At 60.7% G+C, this 15,710-nt stretch carries 11 protein-coding genes and 2 pseudogenes; 8 read left to right on the forward strand and 5 right to left on the reverse strand.

From position 1 onward, the window contains the following. The first annotated feature begins 112 nt into the window (after nt 1–112). From J3P85_RS12880 to J3P85_RS12890, 3 genes are all read left to right on the forward strand, one after another. Nucleotides 113–721, forward strand: a complete 609-nt coding sequence (locus J3P85_RS12880) for an FMN-dependent NADH-azoreductase (RefSeq protein WP_434706089.1) — start codon at nt 113–115, stop codon at nt 719–721. A gap of 183 nt (nt 722–904) precedes the next feature. After that, nucleotides 905–1,942 carry an alpha/beta hydrolase family protein gene (locus tag J3P85_RS12885; RefSeq protein ID WP_434706090.1) on the forward strand — a complete coding sequence of 346 codons (1,038 nt, stop codon included), beginning with the start codon at nt 905–907 and terminating at the stop codon, nt 1,940–1,942. Between the two features lie 195 nt (nt 1,943–2,137). Next, the gene (locus J3P85_RS12890) at nt 2,138–2,302 is read left to right on the forward strand and encodes a hypothetical protein (RefSeq protein ID WP_163006746.1); all 165 of its coding nucleotides are present in this window, start codon (nt 2,138–2,140) and stop codon (nt 2,300–2,302) included. A 613-nt stretch (nt 2,303–2,915) separates the two neighbouring features. Here J3P85_RS12890 and J3P85_RS12895 read toward each other — a convergent pair. Beyond that, nucleotides 2,916–4,109, reverse strand: coding sequence for an MFS transporter (locus tag J3P85_RS12895; RefSeq protein ID WP_434706091.1), 1,194 nt, complete (start codon nt 4,107–4,109; stop codon nt 2,916–2,918). 766 nt (nt 4,110–4,875) lie between these two features. Then, nucleotides 4,876–6,465, reverse strand: a complete 1,590-nt coding sequence (locus J3P85_RS12900; RefSeq protein ID WP_003181279.1) for an ABC-F family ATPase — start codon at nt 6,463–6,465, stop codon at nt 4,876–4,878. A 406-nt stretch (nt 6,466–6,871) separates the two neighbouring features. Here J3P85_RS12900 and lpxO point away from each other — a divergent pair, with 406 nt between their 5' ends. Beyond that, complete coding sequence (lpxO, locus tag J3P85_RS12905; RefSeq protein WP_434706092.1) at nt 6,872–7,771, forward strand: lipid A hydroxylase LpxO; 900 nt, start codon at nt 6,872–6,874, stop codon at nt 7,769–7,771. A gap of 15 nt (nt 7,772–7,786) precedes the next feature. Here the strand turns inward: lpxO and ligD are convergent. Next, a pseudogene (ligD, locus tag J3P85_RS12910) lies at nt 7,787–9,771 on the reverse strand (DNA ligase D). Nucleotides 9,772–9,804: 33 nt separating this feature from the next. Then, nucleotides 9,805–10,695, reverse strand: coding sequence for a Ku protein (locus tag J3P85_RS12915; RefSeq protein ID WP_186709391.1), 891 nt, complete (start codon nt 10,693–10,695; stop codon nt 9,805–9,807). A 262-nt stretch (nt 10,696–10,957) separates the two neighbouring features. Between J3P85_RS12915 and J3P85_RS12920 the strand changes: the two genes are divergently transcribed. The 4 genes and pseudogenes from J3P85_RS12920 to J3P85_RS12935 all read left to right on the forward strand — a co-directional run bounded on the left by J3P85_RS12920 (nt 10,958) and on the right by J3P85_RS12935 (nt 14,683). Beyond that, on the forward strand, nt 10,958–11,299 hold the full coding sequence (locus J3P85_RS12920) for a hypothetical protein (protein ID WP_434706093.1): 342 nt from the start codon (nt 10,958–10,960) through the stop codon (nt 11,297–11,299). 41 nt (nt 11,300–11,340) lie between these two features. Then, on the forward strand, nt 11,341–12,489 hold the full coding sequence (locus J3P85_RS12925) for a PQQ-dependent sugar dehydrogenase (protein ID WP_434706094.1): 1,149 nt from the start codon (nt 11,341–11,343) through the stop codon (nt 12,487–12,489). Between the two features lie 347 nt (nt 12,490–12,836). Continuing rightward, nucleotides 12,837–13,835, forward strand: a pseudogene (ilvA, locus tag J3P85_RS12930) (threonine ammonia-lyase, biosynthetic); the annotation flags it as partial. A 566-nt stretch (nt 13,836–14,401) separates the two neighbouring features. After that, a complete protein-coding gene (locus J3P85_RS12935) occupies nt 14,402–14,683 on the forward strand; it encodes a DUF1652 domain-containing protein (protein ID WP_053119524.1) in 282 nt (93 codons plus the stop codon). Nucleotides 14,684–14,767: 84 nt separating this feature from the next. Here J3P85_RS12935 and J3P85_RS12940 read toward each other — a convergent pair whose 3' ends face one another. Continuing rightward, nucleotides 14,768–15,706 (reverse strand): carbohydrate kinase family protein, encoded by a 939-nt coding sequence (locus tag J3P85_RS12940; RefSeq protein WP_434706095.1) that lies wholly within the window; start codon nt 15,704–15,706, stop codon nt 14,768–14,770. Nucleotides 15,707–15,710: the final 4 nt, after the last annotated feature.

A 15,710-nucleotide genomic window follows, 5' to 3' on the forward strand; every position in this document is an offset into this window, starting at 1 on the left:
TGTCAGTGGGACAAACTATCGCATTTTTGCTGACTTATCGATCATTCGCATCATCGATAGGATTGTCGCCAATTGATCGCCTGGTTGCGGTCCTCATTTGGAGAGCACTGATATGAAACTGCTGCACATCGATTCGAGCATCCTCGGCGACCACTCCGCTTCCCGCCAATTGAGCCGCGAAGTGGTTGAAGCCTGGAAAGCTGCGGAGCCAGGCATCACCGTGACCTACCGTGACCTGGCCGCCGACGCCATCAGCCACTTCTCCGCCCAGACGCTGGTTGCCGCCGGCACCAGCGCCGAATTGCGCGACGCGGCGCTGAAGCACGAAGCTGATCTCAGCGCCTCGACGATGGCCGAGTTCCTCGCGGCTGATGCCGTAGTCATCGCGGCGCCGATGTACAACTTCAGCATTCCGACCCAGCTCAAGGCCTGGATTGACCGCATTGCCGTGGCCGGACAGACGTTCCGCTACACCGAAGCCGGCCCTGAAGGCCTGTGCGGTGGCAAGAAACTGGTGATCGTTTCCACCTCGGGTGGTTTGCATGCCGGCCAACCGAGCGGCGTGGGTCACGAGGACTATCTCAAGTTGGTGTTCGGTTTCCTCGGTATCACCGATATCGAAGTTGTCCGTGCCGAAGGCCTGGCCTACGGTGACGACATGCGTACCAAAGCCCTGAGCGAAGCCACGTTGCAGATCGGTCAGCAGTTCGCCGCTGCGTAAATCCTGCGTAAAGGCAGCAAGCGCTTCAGGCAACCTTCGCAAAACCCTGTATTCTCGTCGTCATTGGATGGCCGGGATGCAGGGTTTTGCTGCATTCGGCGCCGGGGATCTGGCGCAGGTTATGCACGGCCAAGACTGCGAGCGACGGGGCCTTCCCGTGCGCTGGTGAGGGTGGAAAATTCGATGGCACGTTTTGGTGCAGCGTTGCTGCTTTGCTTGTTTGCCAGTTTCGCTTCAGTGCAGGCCGCACCGGGGCCGCATCCGCATTGGAGCGCCGGTTTCCATGAGCTGAATTTTCTTGATCCGCTGGATCAGCAGCCGATGCACGCCATCGCCTTTTATCCGTCCACCGACCGCGAACAATCCAGCCTGCTCGGCGGCTACCAGATCGATGCCGCGCCGGAGGCTCAGATCGCCATCGGCCGTTTTCCGCTGTTAATGCTGTCCCATGGCAATACCGGCACCCCATTGGCCCTGCATGACCTCGCCACCTCGTTGGCGCGCAAGGGGTTCGTCGTGGTGGCCGTGATTCATCCCGGCGACAATGTCCAGGACCACAGCCGGCTTGGCACCCTGAGCAACCTGTACGGGCGGCCGATCCAGATTTCCGAAGCCATCACCGCGACGCTCAATGACCCGATGCTCTCGCCGTTCGTCAACGCCGGGCAGGTCGGGGTGATCGGTTATTCGGCGGGTGGCGAGACCGCGCTGATCCTGTCCGGTGCGACGCCGGACCTCAATCGCTTGCGCCGCTATTGCAAGGAGCGGCCGGAGGACCGTGACGCTTGCAATACCCAGGGCGAGTTGATCGCCGACCGCGATGACCTGCAACCCGTGGCCGACCCCAGGGTCCGGGCATTGTTGCTGATGGCTCCGTTGAGCCTGAAGTTCGGCCGTCATACATTGGCCGATGTCCATGTGCCGGTGCTGCTGTACAGCGGCGATGGTGACAATCTCGTGGCTTTCGACAAAAATGCCGCCGCGTTGGCTCGTAAACTGCCCACCGCTCCAGATTTCAAGACCCTGGCCGGCGCGGGGCATTTTGTCTTCCTGGCGCCGTGCACCGACGAGCAGATCGCCGCGATGCCGGCGCTCTGCACGGATGCCGATGGCGTTGATCGCAAGGACATTCACCGCACCATGATTTCCGAGGCCAGCCGCTTTTTCGGCGAGGCCTTGGGTAAGGCGACCCGGGCGGGGATGAAGACGGCTGATCAGTAAGGTCATGCTGTTCACTTAGCGTTCGGGCTGATCTTCCGTTTCGAGTTGTTTGGTGTGTATATCCGTTTCTGCGGTAACGGCTGCTAATGGTTCCGCCCTTACGGCGGGTCACTTTTGAAAAGCCCGGAAGCCGGCCCAGTCAAAAGTAACCAAAACGCTCTTGCCCCACCACTCGGCACCTCGCTAAGGCTCGGTGTGCCCTCACTCCGGCATTGCTCCGTGGGCCGCCGCGAAGGGCCATCCATGGCCCAGCGCGGCTATCCCGGCATCCATGCCGGGATGCCCACTGCGCAATGCCTGCGTTCGGCCAGCGTGGTTAACGGGGCGCCCGAGATCAACGTCCACCGCGAGGCGGCCTAACAGCCGACCTGACTCTCATGGTCGTACACCCATCAGATCTGTGGGAGCAAAGCTTGCTCTCGAAGACGGTGTGTCAGTTTGCGTTGATGTTGGATGTGTCGGCCTCATCGCGAGCAAGCTCGCTCCCACAGGTTTTGTGGTGCACATGAATCTTGTGTCTGCTGAAGATCCAATGTGGGAGCGAGCTTGCTCGCGATAGCGGTGGCTCAGTCACATAGATACTGGATACATGGCTCTTGCTTTGCTTTGCTTTGGATCTTGATCTTGATCTTGATCTTGATCTTGATCTTGATCTTGATCTTGATCTGGACGCCCCGTTAAACCACGCTGGCCGAACGCAGGCATTGTGGAGTGGGCACCTCGGCATGGATGCCGAGGTAGCCGCGCTGGGCCATGGATGGCCCTTCGCGGCGGCCCACGGAGCAATGCCTTCGTTCAGGCATGCCGAGCCTAGGCGAGGCACCGAGTGGTGGGGCAAAGCGCTTTTGGTTACTTTTGGCGCTTTTCCAAAAGTGACCCGCCGTAAGGGCGGAACCATAAGCAGCCGTTACCGAAGAAACGGATATACACACCAGAGCACCGGGCTTTCTCAAAAGCCAAAAAACGAACAGTATTAAAAAGACGCATTCATGGCCCGACGCCGCAGCAGCAACGTCAGCCCCAGCCCGCTAACCGACAACAACGCAGCACAGAAAAAAATCGACGAATAACCCAGGTTCAACGCCACCGCCCCCATCAGCGGCCCGGCAATCGCCAGCGCCAAGTCAAAAAACACCGCATAAGCACTCAAACCCGCCCCCCGGCTGGTGTTCGGCACTTGCTTGATGGCCTCCACCCCCAGCGCCGGGTACACCAGCGACAACCCGAAACCGGCCAACCCGGCGCCAACCAGAGCGAACGGAGTGGACGGCGCCAGCCATAGCAGTACCAGCCCAAGGGTTTCGATGCTCATGCAAGCGATGGCCGAGTTGAAGCCACCGAAGCGGGCGATGCTGGAAATGAACAACAGCCGCGCGAGGATGAAGCAGATGCCGAAGACTGTCAGGCACCAGGCCGCGCCAGTCCAGCCGCGACTGACATAAAACAGCGTAATGAACGTGGTGAGCGTGCCGTAGCCGATCGACGCCAGGCTCAGGCCCGCGCCGTACGGGGCAATGCGCGCAAACACCGCCCAGAAAGGCAAGCGCTCGCCGCGAATGACCGGCACCGACGGCTTGTTGCGAATCATCAACAGCGCAGCACCCGCCAGCAACGACAGCGCAATGCCCAGGCTGGCAAACCCCAGCTCACCCACCATCACCACCCCCAGCGGTGCTCCAATAGCGATGGCCCCATACGAGGCGATGCCGTTCCAGGAAATCGAGCGGGCCGTGTGCTCCACCCCCACCTGGCCCATGCACCAACTGATGGTGCCCACGCCAATCAGCCCCTGGGCCACGCCGAGCAACAAGCGGCCAGCAATCAGAATCAGCAGGCTGGTCAGGGGAAAGCTTTGCAACAAGGTCGAAATCAGCGTCAGCACGCCACTGAGCACAATCCCCGACAACCCGTAGACAATCGCCCGCTTGGTGCCGGCGCTGTCCGACAACCGCCCGGCCATGGGCCGGCTGAGCAGGGTCGCCAGGTACTGTGAACCGATGGTCAACCCGGCCACCACCGCGCTGAAGCCCAACTGTTCGTGGACATACCCAGGCAACACGGCAATGGGCAGGCCGATGCAGAGGAAGGCAATGAAGGTGTAGAAAACGATGGAGACGATCTGCAGCGTGATCGACAAGGAGCTGGGAGCAGAGGAGGGCGTGGGCATGGGGCTCGTTCGCGGGCAGCGGTAAGAGAGCCTCATCATGGCGCGAGGTGGGGATAAAAGAAAGCAGGCTAACTAAATGTATTGGGCAGACTGGGTGTTCAGGCGGGATGGATGCTGTGTGTGCCGCCGCCATCGCGAGCAAGCTCGCTCCCACAATGGATTTGGGTGTACGCAGCATTTGCGTACGCCACTAAACCCTGTGGGAGCGAGCTTGCTCGCGAAAGCGGTGGATCAGGCAATGGTCATTCGACTGGCATGCCGAATCGCGAGCAGGCTCGCTCCCACAATGGATTTGGGTGTACGCAGCATTTGTGTACGCCACTAAACCCTGTGGGAGCGAGCCTGCTCGCGAAAGCGGTGGATCAGGCAATGATCATTCGACTGGTATGCCGAATCGCGAGCAAGCTCGCTCCCACAATGGATTTGGGTGTACGCAGCATTTGTGTACGCCACTAAACCCTGTGGGAGCGAGCTTGCTCGCGAAAGCGGTGGATCAGGCAATGGTCATTCGACTGGCATGCCGAATCGCGAGCAAGCTCGCTCCCACAATGGATTTGGGTGTACGCAGCATTTGTGTACGCCACTAAACCCTGTGGGAGCGAGCTTGCTCGCGAAAGCGGTGGATCAGGCAATGATATTCGACTGGCATGCCGAATCGCGAGCAAGCTCGCTCCCACAGGGGCGTTACCCTTGGAATGCAAAAAGCCCCGTCACAGTGGACGGGGCTTTTGACTTGCCGCTTGAAGCTTGCAACTCAGGGCTGCCCTTAGAACACCACACCCTGGCTGCGCAGGTAGTCGTCATAGGTGCCGCTGAAGTCGACCACGCCGTCGGCGCTCAGCTCGATGATGCGGGTGGCCAGGGACGATACGAACTCTCGGTCATGGCTGACGAAGATCAGCGTGCCCGGGTAGTTTTCCAGCGCCAGGTTCAGCGCTTCGATGGACTCCATGTCCAAGTGGTTGGTCGGTTCGTCCATCACCAGCACGTTCGGCTTTTGCAGGATCAGCTTGCCGAACAGCATGCGGCCCTGTTCACCACCGGAAATGACCTTGACCGACTTGAGGATCTCGTCGTTGGAGAACAGCATGCGGCCCAAGGTGCCACGAACCAGTTGTTCGCCGCCCTGGGTCCACTGGCCCATCCAGTCGAACAGGTTGACGTCGTCTTCGAAGTCATGGGCATGGTCCTGGGCGTAGTAGCCCAGTTCCGCGGCGTCGGTCCATTTCACGGTGCCGGCGTCCGGTTCCAGTTCATTGACCAGGGTGCGCAGCAAGGTGGTCTTGCCGATACCGTTCGGGCCAATGATCGCCACGCGCTCGCCAGCTTCGACGGTGAAACTGAAGTCCTTGAACAGCGGCTTGCCGTCAAAGCCCTTGGCCATGCGTTCTACAATGACCGCCTGGCGGTGCAGTTTCTTGGTCTGCTCGAAGCGGATGAACGGGCTGACACGGCTCGATGGCTTGACCTCGGCCAGTTGGATCTTGTCGATCTGCTTGGCGCGGGAGGTGGCCTGCTTGGCTTTCGAGGCGTTGGCCGAGAAACGGCTGACGAACGATTGCAGTTCGGAAATCTGGGCTTTCTTCTTGGCGTTGTCCGACAGCAGTTGCTCGCGGGACTGGGTCGCCACGGTCATGTACTCGTCGTAGTTGCCTGGGAACAGGCGCAGCTCGCCGTAGTCCAGGTCCGCCATGTGGGTGCAGACACTGTTCAGGAAGTGACGGTCGTGGGAGATGATGATCATCAGGCTCGAACGCTGGGTCAGCACGTTTTCCAGCCAGCGGATGGTGTTGATATCCAGGTGGTTGGTCGGTTCGTCGAGCAGCAGCACTTCCGGGTCGGAGAACAGTGCCTGGGCCAGCAGTACACGCAGTTTCCAGCCAGGCGATACTTCGCTCATCGGGCCGAAATGTTGTTCGATGCCAATCCCCAGGCCCAGCAGCAGTTCACCGGCGCGGGATTCGGCGGTGTAGCCGTCCATCTCGGCAAATTCGGTTTCCAGCTCGGCCACGGCCATGCCGTCTTCTTCGGTCATTTCCGGCAGCGAATAGATGCGATCGCGCTCGGCCTTGACCTTCCACAGCTCTTCGTGACCCATGATCACGGTGTCGATCACGGTGAATTCTTCGTAGGCGAACTGGTCCTGGCGAAGTTTACCCAGGCGCACGTTCGGCTCGAGCATGACCTGGCCACCGGACGGCTCGAGGTCGCCACCGAGGATTTTCATGAAGGTCGACTTGCCGCAACCGTTGGCGCCGATCAGACCGTAGCGGTTGCCCGCGCCGAATTTGACAGAGACGTTTTCGAACAGTGGCTTGGCGCCGAACTGCATCGTGATGTTAGCTGTAGAGATCAAAGGTTTATCCTGCGGAACATTCAGAGTAGCTAAGGGTGCGGCAGTACCTGTTCAGTACCTGTTTGCGCACGTCCCGACCGCGCAAAGGCGTCGCGGTCGCAAGCGCAAGGGTCCATCCGGCATAAGAGGACAGCAGCATACGGAGCGCCCGGCCCGGGTAGACGTGCGCCGAAGCCGCGGTTTGCGGCATCGGCCAAAGGGAGCGCGTGATAATTGGCGGCGATTGTACTGATCTGGCCGCATTAACGATAGGGTATTGCCCGGACAAGACAGTTTTTCACAACTTCAGGATAACTTTTGGTTACAAACTCTGGCTAAAATGCCACCTCACCCAATGCCATCTCCCTTGCCGCTTGGTTGGCCCGGAGACGCAGCCTGTTCACTCCCAGCATTGTGACGGACTTTCGTGAAGCTCATCATTGTCGCGATCTACCTCCTTTCCATCGGCTACGTTCACCTGCGTGGACGCGTGCGGCATAAGGTCGGACGCCAGCTGAGCGATCACTCGTCTTTTCTCGCACCGATCAATTGCCTGCTTTACCTGTGCTCGAAACTGCCCAACAGGCCTTTCCTGAGCCCGGCGCAGTTCCCGGACCTGAGTCCGCTGCAGGCTCATTGGGAAGAAATCCGGGCCGAAGGCCAGAGCCTGCTGCGGGCGGGGGAGATCAAGCGTTCCAATCAGTACGACGACGTGGGTTTCAACTCATTCTTCAAGACCGGCTGGAAGCGCTTCTACCTGAAGTGGTACGGCGACAGCCATCCGTCGGCGATGAAATTGTGCCCACGCACCACCGAATTGGTGCAGAGCATCGGGTCGATCAAGGCGGCGATGTTTGCCGAGTTGCCGCCAGGGTCGAAGCTGGTCCGGCACCGCGACCCGTATGCCGGGTCCTATCGCTATCACCTGGGCCTGGAAACGCCCAACGATGCCGGCTGCTACATCAATGTCGATGGCGAGGCTTATCACTGGCGTGATGGGGAAGCGGTGATTTTTGACGAAACGTTCATTCATTACGCCGAGAACACCACCGACCAGAACCGCATCATCCTGTTCTGCGACGTGGAGCGGCCGATGAAGTTTCCCTGGGCCACGGCGTTCAACCGCTGGTTCAGCCGCACCGTGATGGCGGCGGCTGGCGCGCCCAACGACGCGGGCGACAGGACGGGCGGCCTGAACCGGGCATTCTCCAGGCTCTACAAGATACGTTTGCAAGGCAAGGCCCTGAAAAAACGCAACCGCAGGTTGTACTACCTGCAGAAGTGGGCATTTTTCGGTGGATTGCTGGCGATCTTCGTCTGGATTTGAGCGCGAGATTCGTCCTCATGCCTCGGGTTTTTGCGCATCCAACTGCTCCCACATCCTGGCGGTAATCCGCTGGCGGTGGTTATAACCTTCCCAAGGATCGGCGCCCAAGCCCCTGGCCCGCTCCAGCGCGGTATAGATATCCCATTGCTGGGCGTTGCGCAGGGTCGACAGTTCGGCGCGGGCAATGGGCACCGAGACCGGCAGGCCTGGCCTGGCGCGCACTGAATAAGCGGTTACCGTGCTGGCCCCGCGGGCGTTGCGCAGGTAGTCGACGAATATTTTCCCGACGCGATTCTTCGGCCCCATGGTGGCGGTGATGCGCTCCGGCGCTTGCCGGGTCAGGAACTGGGAGATGGCCTTGGCAAACGCCTTGGTGGTGTCCCAGCCCTCGTTTCTCGCCAATGGCACGATCACGTGCATGCCTTTGCCACCGCTGGTCTTGAGGAAGGCCTGCAAACCCAGCTCGTCCAGCACCGCCAAGGTCATGCGGGTCGCCTCGATCATCGCGCTCCAGGGCAGTGACGGGTCCGGGTCCAGATCGAGGACAAACAGGTCAGGCGTCTCGATCCGGTCGTGGGTCGCGGTCCAGGTGTGCAGCTCCACCGCGCCCATCTGCGCCGCGCCAACCAGCGCGTGGATGTCGTCGATTTCCATCAGGGCGGCATGACCCGGGTCCAGATGCGGATCCAGCTGCTTGATGTGGGGAATCTCCAGTCGGTCGGCGTGTTTTTGAAAGAACAGTTCTTCACCGATACCGTCCGGTGCCCGCAGCAGCGCGACCGGACGCAGCTTGAGGTGCGGCAGGATCCAAGGGGCGATGTCCAGGTAATACTGGGCCAGCTCGGCCTTTTGCACGCCGCTGACACTGTCGATGACCCGATCAGGGTGGGTGATCGTCACACCGTCCACCTTGGCCGCGCTGGCTTTGTGACGACGCTGGGGTTTTGGCGCAGTGGGTTTTATCGGCAGGGGCTGCTCACGAACAACCTTGCTGGCGGGCGTATCAGGCGGCAAGCCCAGGAAAATAGCCTGCCGCACCTGGTTGTCGCGGGTCCACTCGGTGAATTCGATCTCGCAGGTCAGGGTCGGCTCGACCCATTGCACGCCGCGTCCCTGTGTACCGTTGAGCGGCTCAGCCAGTGGCGGAGTATCGCGCTGCTGGGTACACAGTTGCTCGTGCAATTGCTTGATTTGCGCCTGGCTGAACCCGGTACCGACCCGGCCGGCGTACGCCAGCCCCGTTGGCCCGTTGGCCCGTTGACGGCCAGCAACAACGCGCCGAAACCGCTGCGTTTGCCTTGGGGGCGGGTGAACCCGACGATGACAAAGGCTTGGCGCAGCCGGCACTTGAGCTTTACCCAATCGTCGCTTCGCCTGGAAACGTAAGGACTGCCCAGGCGCTTGCCGACCACGCTGTCCAATGAGAGCGCGATGGCGCTTTCGAACATATCGTGTTGGCTGGCGGAAAACGATTCGGAGAAGCGCAGACGCTTGCTGGCGTTATTGCCGAGGGCTTTTTTCAGCGCCGCACGGCGTTCTTCCACCGGCGCCTGACGCAGGTCGACGCCATTGAGAAAGGGCGCATCGAACAGGAAATACACCATGTCGACGGTGCGGCTGATCTCGAAGGCCTCGCGCAGGGCAGCAAAATCGGAATGGCCGGTCTCATCGAGCAGGACCAGTTCGCCGTCGAGCCAACTGTCCCCCAGGTTCAACCCGGCCAAGGCGTCGGCATGCAACTTCAGCCGATCGGTCCAGTCCTGGTGATTGCGGTTGTATAACCGGACTTCGCCGTCTTCGATGCGGGTCAGCAGTCGATATCCGTGGAATTGGACTTCGTAGCGCCATTCACCGGTGGGGGGCTCCTCCACGGGCGTGGCCAACTGCGGCGCCAGGCGTTCGGGCAGGGCTGTCGTTGCGCCTTGGCCAGGGTTTCGGGGTGTCGTTGCGTCCGGCTCGGCATTGGACAAACGAGCAGATTCACTCTCGGCGTTGGCCATGACAGATTCCCTTGTATTGCACACGCCAGGGGGTTAACCCCGGGAGGCCTTGGTGGCTTTTTTGGCAGGAGCGGATTTGCGGGTTTTCGCAGGTTTTGCCGGGGCCTTCCCGGCTGATTTATCGGGCGCCTTGCCCTTGCCGCCGAGGCTGCGCTTGAGCAACTCGGTAAGGTCGATGACATCGGCGGTCTTGCGTTGTTCTTCGCCAGGATCGGTTTCCACCGCTTCGAGCCGTCCCTCGTTGGCCTTCTTCTCCACCAGTTCCATGATTTTGTCCTCGAAGCTGTCGCGGTACGCCTGGGGCTCCCAGTCGCCGCTCATGTCTTCCACGAGGCGCTTGGCCATTTCCAACTCGCCCTTGGCCAGGGTCGGGTTCGTGACCTCGTCGCCCAGCTCCAGGACATCCAGTTCGCGTACCTCGGCGGGCCAGCGCAGCATCACCAATACCAGTGCCGTTTCCAGGGGCATGAGGGCGGCCAGGTGCTGGCGGGTATGCAGCACCACATGGGCCAGCGCTACTTTGTTGGTCTTGACCAGTGTTTCGCGCAGCAAGGCATAGACTTTGCCGCCGCGTTTGTCGGGCGCCAGGAAATAGGGCTTGTCGATGTTTTGCAGGGGGATTTTTTCGCTGTCGACAAAAGAAAAGATGTCGATGGTCTGGGTGGACTTGGGGTGGGCGGCGCGGATCTCGTCTTCGCTGATGAGCACGTATTGGCCTTTCTGGTATTCCACGCCTTTGACGATATCTTCCTTGGTCACCTCCTTGCCGGTGACCTTGTTGACACGCTTGTAGCCCACCGGGTCCATGCTGCGCTTGTCCAGCCAGTCAAAATCCACGCCTTGGGATGCGGTGGCCGATACCAGCGCCACGGGAATGTGGACCAGCCCGAAACTGATTGCGCCTTTCCAGATTGCCCGTGCCATGGGAGTGTTTTCCTTGCCGGTGGGTGTCTCTCTGGTGACCTTCGGGCCTTGGGAAAAGTTTCCCCTGTGGGAGCGAGCTTGCTCGCGATGACGCCGGTACAGGCGCCATTGATGCAAACTGACCCACCGCCATCGCGAGCAAGCTCGCTCCCACAATGGTTCGGAGACGCTTGGTTACATCTTCACCGAGACATTTGCTTAACAAGGTCGAACCTGCGGCGTAGCGTGCTTTCGATATGCCAGAACTCAAGGAGGTCTGCGAATGAACAGGCTGATGATTGCCATCATGACGCTACTGCTGAGCGCCACTGCCCAGGCCACGACGCCCAGCGATGGCCCGATGGTCCTGGCCCAGAACCTGCCGGGCAACAACAATCCCTATAACAGCCCGACGCGTCGAGCCAATCCCAACAGCATGCAGGGCACCCGGCCCAACGTGCCGACGATTCATGACAATCCGACCGTGCCGGTGCCACGGCCTCCGACCCTGGAAAACGGCGGCATTGGCAATGGCTACCCCCGGTCCGGCCAGCCGTCGGGTTCGCCGCGACCGACCATCGAGTCTCCCACGCCTCCCCGGAACAGCCAGAATGGCAATCGCTAGGCGCTGGAGCTTCTCTTTCAACACCGCAGAAGGAAATGTGCATGTTGCGTAAAACACTCCTGGCCGCATTCTGCGCCAGTGCTGTCCTGACCCTTGCCTCGCCGGCCATCGCCGTGCCAACCCAGTCATTCAAAAGCGAAGAGGGCACCCTGGAAGTGACCACCGTGGTCAAGGGGCTGGAGCGCCCTTGGTCCGTTGCATTCCTGCCTGGCCAACAGGGCATGCTGGTGACGGAGCGAGAGGGCAACCTGCGCGTGGTCAGTCCCGACGGTAAGTTGTCCGCGCCCCTGAGCGGCGTGCCCGAGGTGTGGGCCAAGGGCCAGGGCGGCTTGCTGGACGTGGTGCTGTCGCCGGACTTCAAGCAGGACCGCACCGTCTACCTGTCCTATGCCGAGGCGGGTGCAGACGGCAAGGCCGGCACCGCCGTGGGGCGCGGGCAATTGTCCGAAGACCTCAAGAGCCTGAAGAACTTCGATGTGGTCTTCCGCCAGCAACCCAAATTGTCCACGGGCAACCACTTTGGCTCGCGACTGGTCTTCGACCGCGACGGCTATCTGTTCATCACCCTGGGGGAGAACAACGACCGACCCACCGCCCAAGACCTGGACAAGTTGCAAGGCAAGGTCGTGCGCATCTACCCCGACGGCAAGGTCCCCGACGATAATCCCTTCGTCGGCCAGAAAGGCGTCCGTCCCGAGATCTGGTCCTACGGCGTTCGCAACCCCCAGGGCGCCGCCCTCAACCCGTGGAACGGCACCCTTTGGGAGAACGAGCATGGGCCCCGGGGCGGTGATGAATTGAACCTCATCGAGCGTGGCAAGAACTACGGCTGGCCGCTAGCGACCCACGGCATCAATTATTCTGGCGCCCCGATTCCCGAAGCCCAGGGCAAGAGCATCGAAGGCGGCGTTGACCCCTTCCATGTCTGGCAGGTGTCTCCCGGGCTCAGCGGCATGGCGTTCTACGACCATGAGCGCTTCAAGGCCTGGCAACACAGCGTGTTCATCGGGGCCCTGGTGTCCGGTGAACTGATCCGCCTGCAATTGCAGGATGACAAGGTCGTTCATGAAGAGCGCCTGCTGGGTGAACTCAAGGCGCGAATCCGCGATGTTCGCCAGGGGCCGGATGGGTACCTGTATGTGCTGACGGATGAGGACGACGGGGCGTTGTACAAAATCGGACTCAAGTAATTGGAGGACAGCGTGGGAGCGAGCTTGCTCGCGATTGCTTTGGGTCAGTCGGCATTGACGCTGACTGACGCGCCGCTATCGCGAGCAAGCTCGCTCCCACAGTAATGCTGTTCACTTGAGGCCCTCATCACAAGAGCCAATACTGGATAGCATTTGATCTTTGCCATTGACTTGCCGCCAACGCACCGCTAATTTCCAGGCATGAATTCAACCGTACTGCGTAGCCAGCCAAGCATTATTACCGCCATTCCTTATTTGGCGGGCTAGCTGACGGCTACACCGAACCCGCCCTGGAGGCGGGTTTTTTCTTTCTGTCTCCTGGGCTCCGACCGAACCAGGAGATCGCCATGACCACAGTCCACACCGAGCAAGCCCTGCTTGAGCACTACGTCAAGAAAATCCTCGCCGCGCCGGTCTACGAACTGGCGGTGCGTACGCCGCTGCAAGCGGCACCTGCGCTGTCCGAGGCCCTGAGCAACCGGATCCTGCTCAAGCGCGAAGACCTGCAACCGACCTTTTCCTTCAAGATCCGCGGCGCCTATAACAAGCTCGTGCACCTGACCGCGGAGCAGCGGGCCCGTGGCGTCATCACTGCCTCTGCCGGCAATCATGCCCAGGGCGTCGCGCTGGCGGCACGGGAACTGGGTATCTCGGCCAGCATCGTCATGCCCGTGAGCACCCCGCAGCTGAAAGTGCTGGGGGTGCGCAACCGCGGCGCCGAGGCGCTGCTGCACGGCGACAGTTTTCCGTTTGCCTTGGCCCATGCGCTGGACTTGGCCGAGCAGACCGGGCGGGAGTTCGTCTCGCCTTTCGATGACCCGGATGTGATTGCCGGGCAGGGCACCGTCGCCATGGAGATCCTGCGTCAGCATCCGGGCCGGCTGGACGCGATTTTCGTCCCGGTCGGCGGCGGGGGGCTGATCGCGGGCATCGCGGCCTACGTCAAATACCTGCGCCCGGACGTTCGCATCATCGGTGTCGAGTCGCAGCACTCCGCCTGTCTCCAGGCTGCGCTGGCCGCTGGGGAGCGGGTCACCTTGCCCGAGGTGGGAACCTTTGCCGACGGCGTGGCCGTGGCGCAGATCGGCGCCCATGGCCTGGATATCTGCCGATTCTGTGTCGATGAGGTGATGACGGTGACCAACGACCAACTGTGCGCTGCGATCAAGGACATCTATGACGACACCCGTTCCATCACCGAACCCTCAGGCGCGTTGGCGGTGGCCGGGATCAAGCAATACGTGGCGCGCACGGGCGTGCGAGGCGAGACCCTGGTGGCGATCGATTCCGGCGCCAACATCAACTTCGACAGTTTGCGCCATGTAGCGGAGCGGGCCGCGTTAGGCGCAACGGACAGTGCCGCATGACCCACCGCTATCGCGAGCAAGCTCGCTCCCACAAGGATTTGTGGTGAGGTCATAAACTTCAGCTACACCGTCGACCCCTTGTGGGAGCCGAGCTTGCTCGCGATGACGGCAGCCTATTCAACATCAATGCAAGCTGATCCACTGAGAGCACGAGCAAACCCGCGTGCGTCGAACATTTTTTGAACAAGGCGACGGGCGCCCGCCCAGGTGCCTGCAATTGAGGCTACTCTAGCTTTCGACATGCTCGCCACGATTGCACTTTGCATGGAAAAACCGCCGTTTCCTTGCATTTTGCACGAGAGGTTCGATTGGTCTCGACGCTAAGCGATTGATTTATATCAGTGCGCTGTCTCGTCAATAAGGGCATATTTTTTGCGGGATAGTCTTGGAGTTCGATCAGGGAGTTCGCTTCACGAGCTCAATAATAGAAACGCCAAAAAGAACGAACGGCACGGTATTCATAGTCCCAGTCCGCAGGGAAGTAAACGGACGAACATACCGCCGTCGTGAACATAAATTGGCCGCCTCAACAGGAGAGAGTCGCCATGTTTTTATCTGCCCTCGAAATGCGAAACATCATTGAAAGCAGCTTGCTGCCCAAGCGCTCGCAATGCACGTTGTCACCTGAGCTGACGATGACGATCAAGATCTTCGATGACCACAAGACCGATCACGTGGCCTTGGTCAAAACCGACATCGATGCCAGGAAACTCACCGGCTGCCGGGCCATCAACGACCTGATCGCCGAGTTGCGTACCGAGCTTGACCACAACCCTGCCGCTGGCAATCATTTTCATCAGCAACACCAGCGGATGACCGGGCGCTGAGTACGGCCTTGTCCTTGTCAATCTGACGCTCGGGTCCGGCGATGTCCGAACCCGGCGTACAGTTCTCCAGCGGTCCTGCGCACCTCAGCACAGTTGCTGTCGGTAAGGCAAGTCCGGACCGGTTTTGCCGCACGTCAGGGCGGCGGCTCGAATAGCGAACTCAAGCATTGCGCTGATCTGCTCCCGGGGCAGGGTGCGCACGCCTTCGACCGAATCCAATTGCTGTTCGGTCAGCCACGCAATCAGCGCGGCCTGGAAGGTGTCGCCCGCACCCACGGTGTCGGCTATTTTCACCGGGCACGCCGGCAGCGACCATGTACCGTGTTGGCGACTGAAGACCGTAGCCCCCTGGCCGCCACGGGTCAGGAAGACGACTTGACAACGGTGCCCCAGCCAACCTTCGATGACCGCCTGCGGCTCGATGCCTGGATAGAGCAGGTCCAGATCTTCGTCACTGACCTTGATCAGGTCGGCGTATTGCACCAGTGTCGCGATTCGCGAGCGCCACAGCTCAATGTCTGGTTGCGGGTTGAGCCGCACGTTCGGGTCGAGGCTGATCAGGCGTTGGCCACTTTCCCGTTGCACCAGGGCCAGGAGCGTGTCCGCAATGGGCTGCACCACCAGCGAGAACGAGCCGACATGCAAGCCACGCACTTCAGGGCCGAGGTCCGGTAGATCGGCGAGGCTCAGTTGTCGGTCGGCACAGCCTTCGCCACGAAAGCTGTAGTGGGGCGAACCGTTGGCGCCTACGGCGACCATCGCCAGGGTGGTCGGGGCGTCGAAGTCCACCAGGTATCGAGCGCTGACCCCTTCGTTGAGCAGCACCTGCTGCAGGCGGCGGCCCAGGTAATCGGTGGACAGGCCGGCAAAGAGTGCCGATTCAATGCCCAGGCGGCGCAACCCCACCGCCACGTTGAACGGCGAGCCGCCGGCAATCGCCTTGTAGTTCACCTGCGAGGCAGGGCCGTCCGCCTCGGTCTCACTGAAAAAATCAAACAGCGCTTCACCACACACCAGATACATAGTT

It is taken from the genome of Pseudomonas sp. Z1-12, assembly GCF_051132015.1.
Lineage (GTDB): Bacteria > Pseudomonadota > Gammaproteobacteria > Pseudomonadales > Pseudomonadaceae > Aquipseudomonas > Aquipseudomonas zanjanensis.

What these genes read in the sequence shown, in the direction of transcription:
- J3P85_RS12935 (WP_053119524.1), top strand. Translation starts at nt 14,402, where the DNA reads ATGTTTTTATCTGCCCTCGAAATGCGAAACATCATTGAAAGCAGCTTG.
- J3P85_RS12880 (WP_434706089.1), top strand. Translation starts at nt 113, where the DNA reads ATGAAACTGCTGCACATCGATTCGAGCATCCTCGGCGACCACTCCGCT.
- J3P85_RS12925 (WP_434706094.1), top strand. Translation starts at nt 11,341, where the DNA reads ATGTTGCGTAAAACACTCCTGGCCGCATTCTGCGCCAGTGCTGTCCTG.
- J3P85_RS12885 (WP_434706090.1), top strand. Translation starts at nt 905, where the DNA reads ATGGCACGTTTTGGTGCAGCGTTGCTGCTTTGCTTGTTTGCCAGTTTC.
- J3P85_RS12895 (WP_434706091.1), bottom strand. Translation starts at nt 4,109, where the DNA reads ATGCCCACGCCCTCCTCTGCTCCCAGCTCCTTGTCGATCACGCTGCAG.
- J3P85_RS12940 (WP_434706095.1), bottom strand. Translation starts at nt 15,706, where the DNA reads ATGTATCTGGTGTGTGGTGAAGCGCTGTTTGATTTTTTCAGTGAGACC.
- J3P85_RS12915 (WP_186709391.1), bottom strand. Translation starts at nt 10,695, where the DNA reads ATGGCACGGGCAATCTGGAAAGGCGCAATCAGTTTCGGGCTGGTCCAC.
- J3P85_RS12920 (WP_434706093.1), top strand. Translation starts at nt 10,958, where the DNA reads ATGAACAGGCTGATGATTGCCATCATGACGCTACTGCTGAGCGCCACT.